The organism is Thermonema rossianum DSM 10300 (assembly GCF_000426825.1).
GTDB lineage: Bacteria > Bacteroidota > Bacteroidia > Cytophagales > Thermonemataceae > Thermonema > Thermonema rossianum.
The window spans coordinates 180,132-198,205 of the sequence record NZ_AUGC01000005.1 but is presented as its reverse complement, the minus strand read 5'-3'; the positions used below and the strand labels follow the sequence as shown (position 1 = coordinate 198,205).

20 protein-coding genes are annotated in these 18,074 nt (G+C 42.2%); 7 read left to right on the top strand and 13 right to left on the bottom strand.

Annotation, left to right across the window (positions count from 1 at the left end):
• Window positions 1-15 precede the first annotated feature (15 nt).
• Complete coding sequence (locus tag K384_RS13935; protein ID WP_051633116.1) at window positions 16-1,179, top strand: peroxiredoxin family protein; 1,164 nt, start codon at window positions 16-18, stop codon at window positions 1,177-1,179.
• 2 nt (window positions 1,180-1,181) lie between these two features.
• On the opposite strand, the gene K384_RS04500 is transcribed toward K384_RS13935, so the two are convergent.
• Genes K384_RS04500 through K384_RS04490 form a run of 3 tightly spaced genes read right to left on the bottom strand, consistent with a single transcriptional unit; the run spans window position 1,182 to window position 2,851 of the window.
• The gene (locus tag K384_RS04500; RefSeq protein ID WP_038029820.1) at window positions 1,182-1,643 is read right to left on the bottom strand and encodes a hypothetical protein; all 462 of its coding nucleotides are present in this window, start codon (window positions 1,641-1,643) and stop codon (window positions 1,182-1,184) included.
• A 1-nt stretch (window position 1,644) separates the two neighbouring features.
• Window positions 1,645-2,184 (bottom strand): acyl-CoA thioesterase, encoded by a 540-nt coding sequence (locus K384_RS04495; protein WP_038029817.1) that lies wholly within the window; start codon window positions 2,182-2,184, stop codon window positions 1,645-1,647.
• Between the two features lie 7 nt (window positions 2,185-2,191).
• A complete protein-coding gene (locus K384_RS04490) occupies window positions 2,192-2,851 on the bottom strand; it encodes a protein-L-isoaspartate(D-aspartate) O-methyltransferase (RefSeq protein ID WP_211245218.1) in 660 nt (219 codons plus the stop codon).
• Window positions 2,852-2,938: 87 nt separating this feature from the next.
• Between K384_RS04490 and K384_RS04485 the strand changes: the two genes are divergently transcribed.
• Window positions 2,939-3,526, top strand: a complete 588-nt coding sequence (locus tag K384_RS04485) for a riboflavin synthase (RefSeq protein WP_038029814.1) — start codon at window positions 2,939-2,941, stop codon at window positions 3,524-3,526.
• Window positions 3,527-3,555: 29 nt separating this feature from the next.
• On the opposite strand, the gene hemF is transcribed toward K384_RS04485, so the two are convergent.
• Entirely contained in the window at window positions 3,556-4,467 is a 912-nt protein-coding gene (gene hemF, locus K384_RS04480; RefSeq protein WP_038029812.1) for an oxygen-dependent coproporphyrinogen oxidase, read from the bottom strand.
• A gap of 33 nt (window positions 4,468-4,500) precedes the next feature.
• Window positions 4,501-6,990: a translocation and assembly module lipoprotein TamL gene (tamL, locus tag K384_RS04475; protein WP_038029810.1), complete on the bottom strand. Its 2,490-nt coding sequence runs from the start codon at window positions 6,988-6,990 to the stop codon at window positions 4,501-4,503.
• Between the two features lie 30 nt (window positions 6,991-7,020).
• Between tamL and K384_RS04470 the strand changes: the two genes are divergently transcribed.
• On the top strand, window positions 7,021-7,791 hold the full coding sequence (locus K384_RS04470) for a TrmH family RNA methyltransferase (protein ID WP_038029808.1): 771 nt from the start codon (window positions 7,021-7,023) through the stop codon (window positions 7,789-7,791).
• Here the strand turns inward: K384_RS04470 and K384_RS04465 are convergent.
• From K384_RS04465 to K384_RS04440, 6 genes are all read right to left on the bottom strand, one after another.
• A complete protein-coding gene (locus K384_RS04465; protein WP_038029804.1) occupies window positions 7,772-8,560 on the bottom strand; it encodes a queuosine precursor transporter in 789 nt (262 codons plus the stop codon). The genes K384_RS04470 and K384_RS04465 overlap by 20 nt on opposite strands.
• Window positions 8,553-9,494 carry a ribonuclease Z gene (locus K384_RS04460; RefSeq protein ID WP_038029803.1) on the bottom strand — a complete coding sequence of 314 codons (942 nt, stop codon included), beginning with the start codon at window positions 9,492-9,494 and terminating at the stop codon, window positions 8,553-8,555. Before K384_RS04460 ends, K384_RS04465 begins: the two co-directional genes overlap by 8 nt.
• Window positions 9,494-9,886, bottom strand: coding sequence for an STAS domain-containing protein (locus K384_RS04455; RefSeq protein ID WP_038029801.1), 393 nt, complete (start codon window positions 9,884-9,886; stop codon window positions 9,494-9,496). Before K384_RS04455 ends, K384_RS04460 begins: the two co-directional genes overlap by 1 nt.
• 14 nt (window positions 9,887-9,900) lie before the next feature.
• A complete protein-coding gene (locus K384_RS04450; RefSeq protein WP_038029799.1) occupies window positions 9,901-10,866 on the bottom strand; it encodes a phosphoribosylaminoimidazolesuccinocarboxamide synthase in 966 nt (321 codons plus the stop codon).
• 68 nt (window positions 10,867-10,934) lie between these two features.
• The gene (locus K384_RS04445) at window positions 10,935-12,158 is read right to left on the bottom strand and encodes a toxin-antitoxin system YwqK family antitoxin (RefSeq protein ID WP_169737615.1); all 1,224 of its coding nucleotides are present in this window, start codon (window positions 12,156-12,158) and stop codon (window positions 10,935-10,937) included.
• Window positions 12,159-12,330: 172 nt separating this feature from the next.
• A complete protein-coding gene (locus tag K384_RS04440; protein ID WP_038029795.1) occupies window positions 12,331-12,726 on the bottom strand; it encodes a helix-turn-helix domain-containing protein in 396 nt (131 codons plus the stop codon).
• A gap of 204 nt (window positions 12,727-12,930) precedes the next feature.
• Here K384_RS04440 and K384_RS04435 point away from each other — a divergent pair, with 204 nt between their 5' ends.
• Window positions 12,931-13,818 carry a 3-hydroxybutyryl-CoA dehydrogenase gene (locus tag K384_RS04435; protein ID WP_038029927.1) on the top strand — a complete coding sequence of 296 codons (888 nt, stop codon included), beginning with the start codon at window positions 12,931-12,933 and terminating at the stop codon, window positions 13,816-13,818.
• Window positions 13,819-13,916: 98 nt separating this feature from the next.
• Here the strand turns inward: K384_RS04435 and K384_RS04430 are convergent, their stop codons facing one another.
• Window positions 13,917-15,008, bottom strand: coding sequence for an OmpA/MotB family protein (locus K384_RS04430; RefSeq protein WP_038029793.1), 1,092 nt, complete (start codon window positions 15,006-15,008; stop codon window positions 13,917-13,919).
• Window positions 15,009-15,194: 186 nt separating this feature from the next.
• On the bottom strand, window positions 15,195-16,013 hold the full coding sequence (locus tag K384_RS04425; RefSeq protein WP_038029791.1) for a 2,3,4,5-tetrahydropyridine-2,6-dicarboxylate N-succinyltransferase: 819 nt from the start codon (window positions 16,011-16,013) through the stop codon (window positions 15,195-15,197).
• 113 nt (window positions 16,014-16,126) lie between these two features.
• On the opposite strand from K384_RS04425, the gene K384_RS13725 reads away from it, so the two are divergent.
• From K384_RS13725 to K384_RS04415, 3 genes are all read left to right on the top strand, one after another.
• A complete protein-coding gene (locus tag K384_RS13725; protein ID WP_157630055.1) occupies window positions 16,127-16,369 on the top strand; it encodes a hypothetical protein in 243 nt (80 codons plus the stop codon).
• A 114-nt stretch (window positions 16,370-16,483) separates the two neighbouring features.
• Window positions 16,484-17,152 carry a metal-dependent transcriptional regulator gene (locus tag K384_RS04420; protein WP_038029787.1) on the top strand — a complete coding sequence of 223 codons (669 nt, stop codon included), beginning with the start codon at window positions 16,484-16,486 and terminating at the stop codon, window positions 17,150-17,152.
• Window positions 17,136-18,071, top strand: coding sequence for a metal ABC transporter solute-binding protein, Zn/Mn family (locus K384_RS04415; protein ID WP_038029784.1), 936 nt, complete (start codon window positions 17,136-17,138; stop codon window positions 18,069-18,071). Before K384_RS04420 ends, K384_RS04415 begins: the two co-directional genes overlap by 17 nt.
• The last annotated feature ends 3 nt before the right edge of the window (window positions 18,072-18,074 follow it).

The window sequence follows — 18,074 nt, the reverse complement described above, 5'->3', positions numbered from 1 at the left end:
TAAATAAAAAATATTATGTTAAGTAAAATAAAAAATATAGCCATTTATGCCTTATTGGGTGGGCTTGTGGCTTGTTCTTCCCAAGAAGGAAAGCAAAACCAAATTCAAATAAAAGGTGAGGTATTCACAGGCTTATCACAAGACACACTACACCAGGTATTTCTGGATGTGGTTAAGGAAAATGAATACAAGACGATAGATACTGCACAAATCAATGAAAAAGGGCAGTTCTCGTTCGAGGTGGAACCGGTCAATGAATTTGGAAGAATTCGCTTCGAGAACAACAACAGTATTCCTATTTATGTTGACAGCTCTTTGCACCTGCAAAAAATAGATGCCTATTCGCCCATTGCCAAATATGATTTGGTAGAGGGCTCGAAGGTCAACCGGGAGATTGCTCAGTTTCTTGCTATCCTGCGGGATTTTAATATGGTAAACGACTCTTTGCAAAGAGAATACATTCAAGCAGAACAAGCGGGAGATGAAGAACGAAAAGCAGCTTTGGAAGAAGTTTTCCGGAAGTCCTATTATACATCGGTTGAAAAAACCAAAGCGCTTATCAATACCCTTATACCATCTGTGTCAGTAATTTATGCTGCCAGCTTGCTTAATATGGTGGATGATGGCGATTTTTTAAAGGAGTTGGCAGAAAAAATGCAGAAAGCATATCAGGGCAAGCCCATGCCTTCGGCAGTGAAGCGTTTTATAGACTACATGTCCCAAGTGAGCCTGTCTGAAGATGTGCAGAGTGCAGGACCGGAGGAAGGAAGCATGGCTCCTGATTTCTCTTTACCTAAAGCCGACGGCACCCCTTTTAGTTTGTCGAAACTACGCGGCAAATATGTACTCGTTGACTTTTGGGCAAGCTGGTGCGGACCATGCAGGAAGGAAAATCCTCAGGTGGTTGCTTTGTACAATAAGTACAAAGATAAGGGATTTGAGATATTGGGTGTATCTCTTGATGAGGACAAAGAAGCATGGTTGAAGGCTATAGAAAAGGACCGGCTTACATGGATTCATGTTTCGGACCTTAAAGGATGGCAAAATGAAGCGGCACGCCTTTACAATGTGAACGCCATACCGATGACTTATCTTATAGACCCGGATGGCGTCATTATTGCCAAAGGACTACGGGGACCGGCTCTCGAAGCTAAACTCCAAGAATTGCTTGGTAAGTAAATTTATTTCAGCAATTCCTTAAGCGCCTTCCAAAAAAGGCGCTTTTTTGTTTCATCGTCTCGTATGTCGGTCAGCGTATCTGCCCATAAAAAGGCAACAGAGTCTTTTTGTATTTTATACTTTGAAGGTGCAGATAAATTAGAAAAAAGCTGTTGGGGGGCAATTCCAAAAAATATACTCCAGCGGTTGTGCAGGTCGTAGATGCTTTCTTCCGGAAGGTCTTCCGTATATAAAAAAGTCACTTCATTTTGCCCTAAGCCATGGGGAAGCAGTTGCCCCATGGCTTGTATGATTTTTGTAATAAAAAGGCTGCCTTTGTCAGTGATTGACAGGTCCTCGCGCTTGCCTATCAATATCAAAGGTTTTTCAAAAGAGACAATGCTGCTTAACTGCACTCTATTTTTAATTAAGTAGAGTGGGGCATCGTCGAATATGAATTGCAGCCAGGCTTTTTCTTCTGCCATTTTACTCTGTGGTAGGATACAGGTTTTTCGAAAGCAGCTCCTTTAGCTCGGTAGCATCTTGTATTTGCATTCTGCCACTGAGTATCAGACGAAGTTCACGGCGGTGTATGGCACTTTCATACAAGCGCTTTTCTTCCTCTGTTTCAGGAATCACCTCGGGAACATCTATCGGGCGCCCCGTTTGGTCCACTGCAACAAATGTATAGAAGGCCTCATTGGTCTTGTGTTTTGTTTGAGCAGGTATGTCTTCTGCCCATACCTCTAAATGAACTTCCATGGATGAGTTGAATGCGCGCGTTACTTGTGCCTTGATAGTAACAACGTTTCCAAGTTTAATGGGGTGTCTAAAAGAGACATTATCAACAGAGGCAGTTACTACTATGCGGTTTGAATGCTTTTGCGCAGCTATAGCAGCAGCGATATCCATGAAATACATTAAACGCCCTCCCATAAGGTTGCCCAAAGTGTTGGTATCGTTGGGCAGTACCATTTCTGTCATGGTAGTAAGGGACTCTTTTGCCGGTTTTGCTTTTCTTGCCATTGAGTGTTTATTTTTTCCATCCATATTTTCCTAACAGAGGTACAAATTTAAAGAAATCCCCTACGATTTCCTCGAATGTATCCTCACTTTTGCGTACAATACAGTGCATGCGTTGTGTATGTTGGTCGCCTACAGGTGCCACCAAGCGTCCCCCAATGGCCAATTGATTCTTTAGCTCCTTTGGAATACCGGGAGCTGCGGCAGTGATAAGTATTCTGTCGAAAGGTGCATATTGGGGCAAGCCTTTGCTTCCATCTCCGCAAAACGCTTGAATATGTTTTTCAAGCCCCATGAGCGTAAACATTTGCTTGGCTTTTTTGAATAGTTTGTCATGATACTCTATGGTGAACACTTTAGCGCCCATGGCTGCCAAGATACAAGCCTGATAGCCGGAACCGGTTCCTATTTCCAGTACTCGCATGCCCGGTGTTACTTGTAGCAGCTCGGTTTGATAAGCCACGGTATAAGGCTGTGAAATGGTTTGCCCTTCATCTATGGGAAACGCTTTGTCTTGATAGGCATGCTCAAGAAAAGCTGAATCTAAAAACCAATGCCGGGGGATGAGCTCAATAGCTTGCAGGACGCGTTCATCCTTGATACCTTTTTGCCGTAGCTTATTTACCAGCTGCCGGCGCATGCCTTTATGTCTATATTCGTCTTTATACATAAGCAAATATAAGGTGATGCCTCGCTTTTTTTTATAGAACAAAAATACTACTTTGTGGCGTTAAATCACCAAAATACATCTTTGAGTATGTTTACAGGCATTGTAGAAGCAATCGGCAAAGTCACATCAGTAGATACAAGAGAAAATAACCGCATATTTACAATAGAAGCCCCTTTTGCAAAAGAGTTGAAAATAGACCAAAGCGTTGCACATGATGGGGTTTGTTTAACCGTTATAGAAGTTGATAACAACACCTATAAGGTAGAGGCAATTAAAGAAACACTTGATAAAACCACATTGAGCCGCTGGAAGGTGGGGTATAATGTCAATTTGGAACGTTGTTTGCCTGTTCATGGACGCTTCGATGGTCATATAGTTCAAGGGCATGTAGATACTACAGCTACCTGCATAGAAAAAATAGAAGAGCAGGGGAGTTGGCGCTTTTTCTTTAAATATCCGCCAGAAAAAGGAATTACAGTACCTAAGGGATCGATTACCGTAAATGGTGTCAGCTTGACAGTTGTAGATTCAGAAGATGGTATATTTTCCGTAGCTATTATTCCATATACATACGAGCACACGAACTTTTGTTTCCTTTCCGAAGGTGACCAGGTCAATATAGAGTTTGATATTATAGGAAAATATGTGCAGCGCCTTGTAAAAGGATACCAATAAAGCATGGGGGAAGTCCCCATGCTTTGGTTTTAAGATGCAAACGATATCCAGTCTATCCCTTTCTTCAAGAGCGACAATGTTTCTGCTTCCTGGGAACCGGGCGCCGGTTGGTAATTGTATTTCCACGCAGCCAGCGGAGGCATGCTCATAAGAATGGATTCTATGCGCCCCTGAGTTTCAAGCCCAAATTTTGTACCTGCATCATATACAAGATTGAATTCAGCATACCGGCTTCTGCGAACAAGCTGCCATTCTTTTTGTTTTTCATTAAAGGGTTTGTCTTTTTTACTTGATATAAGCAACTTGTAGGCAGGAATAAAACTAAACCCTACGTCTTTTACAAAGTTGAATATATCATCTTTTTGCATACTGTTATCTTCAGTCAAGCGGTCGAAAAATATACCCCCAATTCCGCGTGTTTCTTGCCTGTGAGGAATAAAAAAATAGTTATCTGCCCACTCTTTAAATTTAACATAATAATTCTTATTGTGTTTATCGCAGCAATCTTTAAGAAGTTTATGAAAAGCAGCTGCGTCGGTTTTGTCAATGTAATGGGGGGTAGCATCTATACCTCCACCAAACCAATATTGTCCATTGCTTGCCTCAAAATAGCGCACATTCATGTGAATAATAGGGACCCATGGGTTGAATGGGTGCAATACAATCGATACGCCTGTGGCAAAGAATTCGCCTTCGGGTAAGACGCCTTTCTGCACGAGAGGAGCGGGCGTAGCACCATATACCGCCGAGAAATTAACACCGCCTTTTTCTATCAGCTTGCCGTTCTGTATCACTCTTGTTCTACCTCCACCCCCGCCGGGACGCTTCCAAAGCTCTTCCATAAATTTTTCTTTTCCATCCAGGGCTTCCAGCTCCTGACATATGTGGTCTTGCAACTCTTTGAACCATTCAGCAATTGACTCTTTGGTTAGCTCAATCATAAAAGTTGATATTTTTTACCTCTTTATAAAAATTTAAAATGGATATCCAATACCTATATTTAGCAAGGCTGCATTACTACCGCTAAAAGGTTTGTTGATTGATATGTTATTGAGTACCCACCTGTTACCCTGTGGCTGCGCAGGATCCACCGCCTTGATTCCCAAATCCAAGCGAAGTAACAGAAAAGTAAAATCGAAACGCAACCCAAAGCCGGTACCAACGGCTACTTCCCGCCAGAATTCGTTGGTAAATTGCCCTCCCGGCCGGTCTGTATCTTCGCTTAGTGTCCATACATTGCCCATATCAACAAACAAGGCGCCGTTGATAATCCACCAGATTTTGAACCTATATTCAACACTTCCTTCCAATATGATATTGCCGGGTTGTTCGAATCTATATGATACGTTGCCACTATCATCTATATGGTCGTAACTTCCGGGACCTAAACGCCGGGGTGGCCATGCCCGGATACTATTGCTGCCACCTGCAAAAAAGAACTTCTCATAAGGAATAGTTGAGGAGTTGCCATAGGGCCATGCAGCACCGCCCAAAAACCTCATAGCAAGTGTTGATTCTTTGGATAGTGGATAATGATAACGAAGGTCCGTGTAAAACTTCAAATATTTAAAATAGTTTAAACCGAAAAGCGTGTTGTCTGCATTCAGTATTTTTTCATTAAAAAAGTTTAAAACAGCGCCGCCCGATTCGCCATAAAAGCGCACAAAGCGTGAAATGACATTATTAGTTGATATATCGTTGTACGTCCAGCTGCCATAAGAGCTGGTAATGAAAGCATTTTGGAAGCTCTGCTGTATTGTTGGCGATGACAACTGCTCCAAGAAGGCGTCAAGTGCAGCGGTGCGGTCTGTATTTACAATGTTTATATCGAGAGGCGAAAATTCATAGCGGTAATGGGGAAGCTTTCGCCATTGGTATTTGATATAGAAGTTGGAATTACGCCGGGTATACTCCGGCCGGTTGGTAAAGTTAAAAGACAAGCCAAGTATTGTCTTTGGTTGCTTGTGCAGGAATTTATATTGCCACTTCTTGGGTAAGATAAAGTGGGGAATGGTGAGTGAGCTACTGTAGTTTACCTCGGTAGTAGAATATATTTGTGACTGGTCGGTAAGGCTGGTTTGGCCGTCGATAGCAAAACGGAAACTGTTCTCAAATATTTCCATTCCCCCAAACGGATTCCTGTTTTTTAGGCTAAAATTCACGAAAGGTCCCGGCAGCCCTTGTACCACGTTTAAACCTGTTTCACTGGTGAAGGAAAACTTCTCCATAGGGGCAGCACTGATAACGGGCGTCAGCTTGGTAGAACGGTTGTCCTTTAAGTTAATATTGATGAATTTAAACATGTCAAGCGTTGAAAGTGACTGCTGCGTTTTTCTTATGCTTGACTCCTGAAACCAGTCCCCCTCATGGAAATGAATTTGCTGTGCTAAAATATCAGGATTGAAATTCCTGTCTGCCAAGTAAACACGAATGTGTTTGCCATCATATGTTTGAAATTGCCGGGCTTGTGATGTGTCAATGCGGTTTGTGCCTCCATTCGATGGAATAACCAAAAAATAGGGGGCTGTTAGCTGATAGCGCAAATGCTTCCCTTGTAAATTATCAGGCGCAATTTGGTCTATTTCTTTACCCAAACTTTGAACATTCACTTTATTGGTATCAATTCTGCTGGGGGCATTTACCACAAAACGGATATCTGCCTTCTTTTGCATTTGAGAAGTATCCACTTCAATAGTTACATATTCGCGCGTAAAACGGAAATAGCCATTCTCACGCATATAGGTTTCTATGTCTGCCCGTATTTTATCCAAATAGTCGCGATCGTAGTGGACCATTTGCCTCGACTGACGCCTAATAAAAGGCGGCAGGAGACTATCAAGGTCAGTTTGTGCGGTGATAACGGCAACACTGTCTATCCGGTAGGGAATGTGTTCATGGATAATGTAGGTAGCCTTGGCTAATCGTCCTTGTTTGGAAATAGTATCTATTTTAAGCGCTACTTCCGCATCAAAAAAGCCCTTGGTATGCAAAAACTCCCGCAGGTTGCGTATCGACTCATAACTCTTGCTTTGGTTTAAAATCACCGGTGGCTCACCCACCACACGCATAAGGAAATTACCTTCTTTGAGTTTGGTTTCCAGCTTCTTTATTTTTTTATCTCTCTTGTAAATCAGCTTGTTCACCTTGTCATTGTTGCCTACGTATTTTTCTATTTTTTGCTGATACTTCTGTTTGGTTTCATCTATTTGTTTTTCGATGCGTCCGGGCTTGAAAAACTGCTTTCCTAAATAGTAGATTTCCACATAGGGCATGAAGCCAAAGACTTTCCGGTTGGGACGTTGCATCAAGTATGGCTCCAACAAGTCACTATCTAAAGAATCCGTTTTTATTTCTTGGGCATACAGTATGTACTCATTTTCTTTGAGGGAAAGAATGCTGAAACACCCCGATAGTAAAACTATCGAGAGGAGGCTGAAAAATGCTACTTTTGCCTTTGAGTGCATCCGTCTTGTTGGTTGAAAAAACTATGTGCAATGATAACGAATAAATGGAAAAAGACCTTGCGGCAACTGCAACAAAAGAAGTACAGAAAACAATTGGGGCTTTTTGTAGTAGAAGGACGTAAAATGGTAGAAGAATGTTTGCGCTTTGCGGCTGAACGGATAGAGCAGGTTTTTGCAACAGAACACTTATGTTCGGCATGGCAGCAGGCTTTTCCGGAGGTGCATATAGAAGCGGCTTCCGGAAGCGACATACAAGCGTGCAGTGCTTTGCAAAACAATCAAGAAGCCTTGGCAGTGCTTCGTATCGACTCATCCGGCAATGATTTGCCACAGCAGTGGTCCCAGTCTTTGTTCGTGTATTTAGATCACATACAGGACCCGGGAAATATGGGCACCATCATGCGTATTTGTGACTGGTATGGGCTGCCGTCTCTTTTGGTATCAGAAGATACGGTGGATGTTTGGAATACTAAAACGATACAGGCAAGTAAGGGGAGTTTTTTGCGTGTCAAAGTGTATTACTGCTCAATGGAAAGGTTGTTAGAGACAATGCCCTCAAAAACCGTCATTTGGGGGGCTGAACTTCAAGGCAAGGACATTCATACCATAAAACCAAGAGAGCACAACAACACAGCCCCCTTGATATTGATAATGGGCAACGAAGCCAACGGCATACGCGATACCACCCGTAAATTTATTGATGAATATGTAACGATTCCCCGCTACGGTGCAGCCGAGTCACTCAATGTGGCCATGGCCACGGCCATTCTTGTGGATAATCTTAAAAGAGTGGGCTATTAAGCGCTTCTTTTTTAAGCCTTTGTGCAATATCATCGCCTAAATACCACTCTACGAGGTAATGAATCAGATAAAGCACGGGCGTGGTGATGACGGCTATAATGAACTTGTAAGAATAGTTGATTATGCCAACCGAGATAATTTCAGACAAAGACCAAGGTCCAAAAATGTAAAAGGCTATGTAAATAACCACAAAGCTATCTATAAACTGAGACACGATGGTTGAACCGGTAGCCCGGAGCCATATGTATTTTTCGCCTGTTCTTTTTTTGAACAATGAAAAAACAGTGGCATCAATCAACTGTCCAAGAAGGAAGGCGGTTATTGACCCTATAATAATACCCAAACCTTGACGATATACCGTATTGTAGGCATAATTGATATCGATAGGAGGGGTTACTTTTTCTTTGTATATCGTAACCCAAAAATCAGCAGCCGGCAGGTGGGTGGTAACACTAATTCCTAAAAAGGCATAAGCTATAAGGGCTGCCGTAAGGATAGATAGATAACGCACACCGCCTTTTCCAAAATATTCATTCACAATGTCCGATATAATAAATACCACGGGCCATATCACTACACCGGCAGACAGGTTGAAATCCAAGCGGTATCCCATGATGGGGATTTGCGCCGGTGGAATTCCCAGCATCTTTTCCAAAGAAAAGATCTTTACACCAATCATTTCGGCCAGTAGAGCATTGCTTATGAAAATACCACTAAGAACAAGCAGCAGGTGGGTCCTTTTACGGTAATATTCTTGCTCTTTATGCATGTGTCTTACTGTAATTTAACTGGGTGAGATTAAGCTTCATCCCTTCTTTTGCTGTGTAAATGGAAGGAAAAATACTGCGTGCTTCTTCTTCGAAAACGCGCCGGTCAGGATACCGGTAAGAGAAATGCCCAAGCAATAAATGCTTGGCTTGACATTGATGGGCAATGAGAGCTGCTTCTTTTGCCGTAGCATGCAATGTTTTTTCTGCAAGTTCTTTTTCCGAATGCAGGAACGTAGATTCGTGATAGAGTAGTGTGACTTCACGGCAGTATTCAATAATGCTTTCATCATAGGCAGTGTCGCTGCAGTAGGCAAAAGACAAAGCAGGCAGCGGCTCGGTGTAATCTTCGCTTTTATACAAGAGCGTCCCATCTTCGGCAAGTATATCTTCGCCTTCTTTCATCCGGCGGATGTATTCATAGGGGATGCTGGCCCCTTTTTCTGTAAGAAACCGCCGTTCTGCTTGTACTTGGCTGATGCGAAATCCTACGGTAGGGATACGGTGTTTTAGCGGAAAGGCCAATACTTCCCATTTTTTATCTTGATATATCACCCGGGCAGCATTGGTTGGAATGCTTTGGTAGTCAATATTGTATTTCAGCTGTGTATCGGAAGCACGTAGAACAGCGGTCAATATGTCTGCCAATCCGTGAGGGGCATAGATGGTAAGCGGCGTGGTACGCCCATGCATGTGCATGCTCATGATAAGCCCCACCAAACCTATATAATGGTCTGCATGCAGGTGGGAGATAAATATGCGGCGGAGCTTATTGTAGTTGCCACCATAGCGAAAAAAAGGCACTTGTATGCCCTCGCCGCAGTCTATCAACCACTGCTCATCATTCAAATAGCTCAATAGTAAACCGGAAGTATAATGCTCAAAAGAGGGCACAGCGGCAGCCGTGCCCAATACGGTTAGCCATACGGGATTCATCAGTCTTGCTCTTCTTCGTCGGAGTCGTTTAGTTCACGTTCTATTTCATCCATAAAAATAGCTTCCACGGCTTCGTGCCGGGTAGGTAAAATATTAATGATGCGGTCGAGTTGGGAAATAGCAAGGACTTTGGCTACATGCTCGCTCACTGCACAGACCACAAAAGAGCCATTGCGCTCATTGCTTAGTTTATTACCTACCAATATGGCGCTCAAGCCGGATGAGTCAATATATTTTACATTCGACAGGTCTAAAACAAAATTTTTATACTCTTCTTTTTCTGCTAAATCATGAAATATGCTTTTCAATTCAGCAGTATTGACAGCATCCAGCTTATGTGTTTGTGGGATAATGATGGCTGCTTTTTCTTCTTTTTCTATTTGAAAACTCATAGTTGATACTTGTTTTAGGCCAATAAGCGTTCTTTTTCTAAATAAGCTTTAATGTTATGCTCGATACGTTTGAGCACCTCTTCTGTGGTGAGAGATGCGTCGATATGGATGGTTTTTCCCGTCATGGTAGAATATAGCTCCATATAACGCTGCATAATGCGCTCTACTACTTCATCTGTCATCGGCGGCACTTCTTGCCCTTCCTTGCCCTGAAAACCATTTTCTATCAGCCATTGACGTACAAACTCCTTGGATAGTTGTTTTTGGGGTTTGCCTGCTTTTTGGAGTTCCTCGTAGGTGTCTAAATAGAAATAACGCGAAGAGTCCGGCGTATGAACCTCATCTATAAGATGGAGCTCGTTCTCATACAAGCCAAACTCATATTTCGTATCTACCAAAATCAAATTTCGCTCTTTGGCCATTTGAGTGCCCCGTTCAAACAACCGAAGGGCTGTCTGCTCTATTTGTTCGTAGAGTTCGGCAGAAACTATGCCCCGCTGAATGATTTCCTCTTTGCTAATATCTTCATCGTGCCCGCTCTGTGCTTTGGTAGTTGGGGTGATGATAGGGGTAGGGAGGCGATCGTTTTCTTTAAGTCCATCCGGCAGAGCTACGCCGCACAATGTACGGTGCCCGGCTTTGTATTGGCGCCATGCATGCCCTGCAAGGTAAGCCCGTACTACTATTTCCACCGGAATGGGCTTGCATATCTTCCCTATAGTCACGTTGGGGTCCGGCGATGCCATTACCCAGTTTGGTACAATATCGGTGGTGTGTTCTAAAAAATGCAGTGCAATTTGATTCAATATTTGCCCTTTGTAGGGGATAGCACGTGGCAAAATAACATCAAAGGCTGAGATGCGGTCAGTGGCGACCATAATGAGGCGATCTTTAAGAAAGTACAGATCCCTTACTTTGCCGCGTTGCTTGTTTTTTAATCCGGGAAAGTCAAAATCAGTGTATTGAATAGCTGCTAACATAAACGTAGAAACCGGGTTTGATTTGGGCAAGCAAGTTACGAATTTTAGTTGTCATACAATGGATTTTATCAAGGTTGCAGAGGCTCTTCTTTCATAATTACACCATGTTGGTAAAGTACTCTTTTTTTCCCGTTTTCCGATGTTATTATCCATTCGCCATGGGGCAGGTCGTTGGCAAATTGCCCTCTTTGTTTTTCCGTGCTTTCGGCTGTGTACTCTACGTACGTACCGTGTTTGCGTCCATATTTGTATGTCACCTTTTTATGAACCTTACCGTTGGGGTAGTAGTAAATAGCTTCACCTTCCATTCGCCCTGCCTTGTAAGGCTCTTCTTTTTGCAAATGACCTTGTTCATCATAGGTTTTCACCCAGCCGTCCAATAGCCCGTCCTTATACTGTCTTTTCTCTTTTATCGCACCGCCGGGATAATACTCTATCCATTTTCCATGTGGTTTGTGTTTGTAGAGTTGATACTCGCGAAGTTTATTTCCGGATGTGTCGAACTCCACAATGGATTGTTGTATTTCCCGGTCTTTATAATCGATCACTTTGGCAACTTGCCCGTTTTCGTGGTAATGAAGTGCTTGCCCTATGCGTGTTCCTAAATCATAAACTATTTTGCGACGTATTTGCCCGCTTGGATAATACTCTTTGTATTCGCCATGAGGGAGGTTTTGTCTGAAAAAACCTTCTTCTAAAAGGTGCCCTTGCGGATCATATCTTTTAAAGATTCCATCTCGCACCCCTCTTTTTACTTGCATTTCTATTGCCGGTGCGCCTTTAGTGGTGCCGTTTGTGTCAAAATAGGTGCGAATCCATCCGTCTTGAAAACTATTGACATAGTCTTCTTCGGCTTTTAGTGCCCCTGACGGGTAGTAAAGGTAGGCTTTTCCATGTTGCTTGCCTTCTTCATAGTAAATCTTGCTCTTCAATATACCTGTAGGATAATATTCAAGCACTTCGCCATGTAGCTTTCCATTTTTGAAGCGGCTGACATTGCGCAATATATTGCCTTGATAAAAAGACTTGGAAAGTAACATGATATCGTTCCGGTATAGGGTGTATTGAAGTGTGTCGCCATTTGGGTAAAAAACAATATAGTCACCATCCAGCTTGCCGGCTTGATTGTAGTGGGCAATGGCTTCGATAGGGGAGCCGGTACTATCGTAGTATTGATAAAACACCCCGACCCGTAATCCTTTTTCATATACACCTTCTACAGCTTTTCTGCCACTCTTGAAATAAGTGTAGTACTTTCCGTGCAGAAGTGTATCGTCAGGAAATAAAAGCACTCCAAACTTTGCTTTTACTGCATTTGTGTCCGAATAATTAATCACAAAAATATCTTGCATTTGAGCCGCCAAATAAAAGTTAAATACAACAACCATAAAGGCGGCGAGAAGGATTTCTTTTTTCCTACTTAACATAATGTAACTTATTTTACATTTAATACAGTACCTGTTTCTACTTTGAAGAAGCGTCATCAAGTGATGCATGAAAGAGCTCAAAGGTTTGATCTGAATAAAAGATAATGATTTTATCGATGCGCTTGCCTGTAATCTTTTCATAATCACTAACAGGAAACGATGGCAGCAACTGATTGGTTTCAGAACGTTGGTTTGCGTTGGTGTTTTCGAAAATGGGCAGCTCTCCAAACAACAACCAATTTACATTGATGTGCGGATATGTCTCATGGAGCTTACTTATGAAATCGAGACTTGGCTTATTTCTTCCGGCCAATAAATGCGAAATGGTAGCCCTGGGTACGCCCATAGTATCTGCAAATTGAGAAGGTGTTGTGTTTAAAATTTTTAACAATTGTTTAAAACGTTCGTTAACTAAATTAACTTTTGTACTCATATTTACAAATGTTTATAGGTTTTGACTTGATTTTGCGTATAAAATTAACAATTAACTTTTGTTAAGCAATGGTTTTACTACTGTAATTTACATATGTTATTAACATGTGATAAAAAATGTAACATTGATTTTACTTCTACTTTTCTATACCTTTGGAAGGTCTTTCAATCTTCAATACTCACAAAAACATAAACAACTATGGAAATTAAAAATGCAGTAGTTATAGGTGCCGGTACAATGGGAAATGGCATCTGTCATGTATTTGCACAACACGGCTATCAAGTAACGATGGTAGACATTCGCCGGGAAGCCCTCGACAAGGCTCTGTCCACCATTTCGGCCAATATGGACAGGCAGATAAAGAAAGGGATATTGACCGAGGCAGACAAAGAAGCAGCCCTTGCCCGCATCGCTACTTCTACCGAGTTAACGTCCGCTGTTAAGCAGGCCGACATTGTAATAGAAGCGGCTACTGAGCGTATAGACATCAAAAAGGATTTGTTCCGTCAGATAGATGCACACGCACCGGCGCATGCTATCTTGGCAAGCAACACCTCCTCTATTTCTATCACAACCTTAGGCGCTGTTACTCAACGTCCGGAAAAAGTTATCGGCATGCACTTCATGAACCCGGTGCCGGTTATGAAGTTGGTTGAAGTAATAAGGGGCTACCTTACTGATAATGAGACTACTAAAACCGTAATGGATTTATCCGTTGCTTTAAACAAGGTGCCGGTAGAAGTAAATGATTACCCGGGATTCGTATCCAACCGTATTTTAATGCCCATGATAAACGAAGCCATTGAAACCTTATTTCAAGGGGTTGCCGGTGTGGAAGAAATCGATCAGGTAATGAAGTTAGGAATGGCACACCCTATGGGGCCTTTGCAATTGGCTGACTTTATTGGCTTGGACGTATGCTTATTTATATTGAAAGTGCTTTATGAAGGCTTTGGAAAGGACAAATACGCACCTTGTCCCCTACTGGTCAATATGGTGGAAGCCGGCGAGCTGGGAGCCAAAAGCGGACGTGGTTTTTATGACTGGAGTAATCCTAAGGAGCTAAAACCATCACCTCGTTTCCAAAAGTAATGATTGTCCAAAAGCCCCTCAAGCACAAAAGGCAGCTTTAAAGCTGCCTTTTGTGCTATTCATCAATATGATTCTATCTTCCGTTCCTTTTTTAAGGCTTAAATAATCAAAAGAGTATTACAATTTGCTTCCGGCTGAAAGAGTACGTAACAAACAACGGCAGCCTTCCATAAAGGCGAAAAAGCGAGATAGCTCTCTATCCCGCTTAAATATGGCTGCATATTTTTCCATACTTGATTGAATGAAAATGTATTGCCATTGTTTGTTTTTGAACTTATTTGATGATTAGTAAGGTGTTTTTCTTGTTGTGCATTGCTTTCATTCTTGCGTAGCTTGCCAACAGGTGTGCCATATATGACTTCACTGTTTTCTTCTATGTTGTTTTTCTCCCCTGTTTTTTCATTCAGCGAAGCTGAGTTTTTTTTTTCTTCACCTTCGTTTATAAACTGCCGGACAGGCATAACGATGGTGTTTTGGGTGTTTCCTTCTTCCAGGCCATCAAAAACCATGTTCAATATTTCGGTTTGTTCCGGCATAACGATAATATCCGTTCGCCTATTGAGGCGCCGCCCTTCGGGAGTGGAGTTGTCGGCAAGTGGATACAAATCACCTTTCCCGGAAATTGATACCTTGTCTTGGGGGAAATTAAAGCGAACCATGTAACGCCCAACCTCGGAAGCACGCGCTAAGCTCAGCTCCCAATTGTTTTTATAAACAGGATGATTCCGGAGAGGAACATTGTCTGTGTGCCCTTCTATAATGATGGTGATACCGGCAATTTCGCCAAGGGTTTCACTTAGGTATTTAATGGCATTCTGGCCTTCACTGTTAATACGAGCGCTACCGGGCGGGAAGAGAAGCTCATCCAAAATGGTGATACGCACGCCTCTCTTTTCCTTCACTACCTGAATATTGTCTATTTCATGAGTAAGTAATGTATGAACTATCTGTCTGCGTATGTATTCCAGCTGCTCTTGATAAACGGATGCTTTGTCAAGCAATTGAGCGTATTGGTACAGTTTCTGTGCATTGCGCCGCTCTTTGAGCTGCGACTCCCCCAGCATACGCACCAACTCATCTGCCTGACGGGCAAGCTCCATTGAATCTTCTTTAAGCTGCAGCAACTTGGTTTGATACTCTTTCAACAGTTGTTCTTGCCGGGCTATTGCTCCCTTTTTGCCCCCTCTCATTGCTTGCTTGTAAGGAGAGCATGCAGCAAAAGGCAATGAGAGCAGAATAAGTCTCATTGCCCAGTAACGCGAAGATGTCCATAGCCTGCACATAGTATTAGTACTTTTCGTATTTTAAAGTTATTGCGGTCACTACCTTTGTTAAATATCAGCAATATACGAAAAGTAACTAAAAAATGTTACATCTTACACCGTTACTTCAAACTCTCTGAGTGCCTGGTTCAGCGAAGTTTTAAGGTCTGTACTCTCTTTTCTTTTTCCGATAATCAGGGCACACGGCACGTGAAACTCCTGATTGCCAAATTTTTTCGGATAAGAGCCCGGAATTACCACGGAACGAGGCGGAACGTATCCTTTTAACTCCTTCACGTCATCGGGATTCGATACGTCAAAAATCTTTGTACTCATTGTGAGCGTTACATTGGCACCCAACACAGCTTCCTTTCCTATACGCACCCCTTCCACTATAATGCAACGGGAACCAATAAAAGCACCATCTTCTACAATAACAGGCGCGGCCTGAGGCGGCTCTAACACACCACCAATTCCCACACCCCCACTAATGTGCACATTTTTCCCTATTTGGGCGCAGCTACCCACAGTTGCCCATGTGTCTATCATGGTACCACTGTCAACATAGGCGCCTATATTGACATAAGAAGGCATCAAGATGACTCCTTCATTGACGAAAGCGCCGTAGCGGGCTATAGCATGCGGCACTACGCGCACCTTCTTTTCTTCATACTTCGACTTCAGCGGTATTTTGTCATAGAATTCAAAAGGTCCAATCTTGATGGTTTCCATGGGTTGAATCTGAAAATACATGATAACAGCCTTTTTTATCCATTCATTAACCATCCATTCCCCTTCCCCGGTAGGGTAGGCTACTCGTATTTGCCCCTTGTCCAATAAGTCGATGGTTTGTCGAATGGCATTCTGTGTGGCTGCATCTTGCAGGAGAGTGCGATCGGCCCAAGCCTTGAGTATTAAGTTTTCCAATTCCATAGTTTTAAGTTTTACTTTAAACAACTAATTATTTTTTTCTGATTAACAATGAGTTATAAATGTTATCAAAATTTTATTCTGCATGAAATCATGCATTAAACACCTGTCTGGGCATGAAGATAGAACAATATACCTGCAATGACAAGCCCGGTGCAATAGATTTAATCGATACAGGATTACCCTGTTTTAATACAGCTACCCTCTCAGGAAGTATAGCACTCCATAACCAAATAACCGCCTTGCCAGAGTATAGCACACAAAGCGTATTGCGCGCCAATCAGATACCCTATGAGCTTTTAGATTTTCACTGGCTGCACCCCGGAAAACCCATCAATATATCAAATGTAACTTGTTAATTAACAGCGTATTGTTAAATTCATTAACAATAAATTTAGTTTTGTCTAAATTTTGTTTTTTATAAAACTTAGATATATATTCGCTATATAACAACTTAATAACAGCTATCAGACATGCTTAAGCTTTCGCTCTCGGAAGAGAATTATTTGAAAACCATTTATGCTTTGGAGGAGAAAGGCGAGCCTGCGCACAATCAAACCATTGCACAGACGCTCCGAAACACACCTGCCTCGGTAAGCGATATGTTAAAAAAATTAACAAAAAAAGGGCTTATTCATTATGAACCTTACAAGCCAATACGCCTGACATCGAAAGGAAGACAACTGGCATTAAGCATAGTAAGGAAACACCGTTTGTGGGAAACTTTTTTGGTAAAGTGTCTGGGCTTTACCTGGGAAGAGATTCATCCTGTCGCTGAGCAACTGGAACATATAGAAAGTGAATTGCTTATTAGCCGGTTGGATGAATACTTGGGATATCCCAAGTATGATCCTCATGGGGATCCTATCCCCTCCCCTGACGGGAAACTTCAGCCAATAGAAGGTTTTCCGCTTTCTCACGCTCCCATTGGTGTAGAATTAGTGGTCGTTGCAGTAAAAAATGACGAAAAAGACTTTTTAAGCTATTTGAATAAAATAAACCTATCAATAGGTTCGAGTATTGTTATTATCGACAAAATACCTTTTGATTTAAGCATAGAAGTTGATATAAACAACCGAATAATAAATTTATCTCACTTAGTAGCCTCCCAAATCATTGTAAACCATGAAAGCAACCATTAAATCACTGTTGTTTAACATAATATTTATTACTGCATGTGCCATTTATTTGTGCGCCTGCTCTTCCGGTAAGCATGAGAATGCCACACAACAGCGGCCGCTCATAGTGGTCACCACAAACATAATGGCCGATGTTATTCGACACATTGCGGGCGATTCGATGGAGGTCATCAGCATAATGAGCGCGGGTGTCGATCCCCATCTGTACAAAGCAACGCAAAGGGATTTTGTTCTTTTCAAAAAAGCTGACATTATTTTCTACAATGGCTTACACTTAGAAGGGAAGCTAAGCGAAGCGCTTAATAGCTTGGCACGCCAAAAACCCTGTTATGCTTTGGGGGATGCATTACCCAAAGAGCAACTAATACAGGTGGGTGCTTCTACCTATGATCCGCATATTTGGTTCGACCCTTTCCTTATGAAATTAGTTACCGATGAAGCCCTTAATAAATTGGTGACCCACTACCCTTCCATGAAATCATATCTTAACAAGAATGCAAGCTTGTACAAGCAGGCAATAGACAGTGTCCACACAAATATAGTAGCCATGTTTGAAGCGGTACCGGAGCAACGCAGGATATTAATTACTGCCCACGATGCCTTTGAGTATTATGGTCGCCGGTACAAATTACGAGTAAAAGGTTTGCAGGGAATTTCCACTATGTCAGAAGCGGGTTTATATGATGTTACGGAGTTAGTGAATTACATAATAGAAAACGATGTAAAGGCCATATTTGCGGAGACAACTGTTTCGCCCAAAGCCTTGCAAAGTGTAGTGGAAGGTTGTAAGTCTAAAGGGCATATAGTGAAGCTTGTACCCGGTTTGTATTCAGATTCTCTGGGCGATGATAACTCTCCTGCAAATACTTATTTAAAGATGATTTTATTCAACACACGATTAATAGTTGATAATATTAAGTAAACC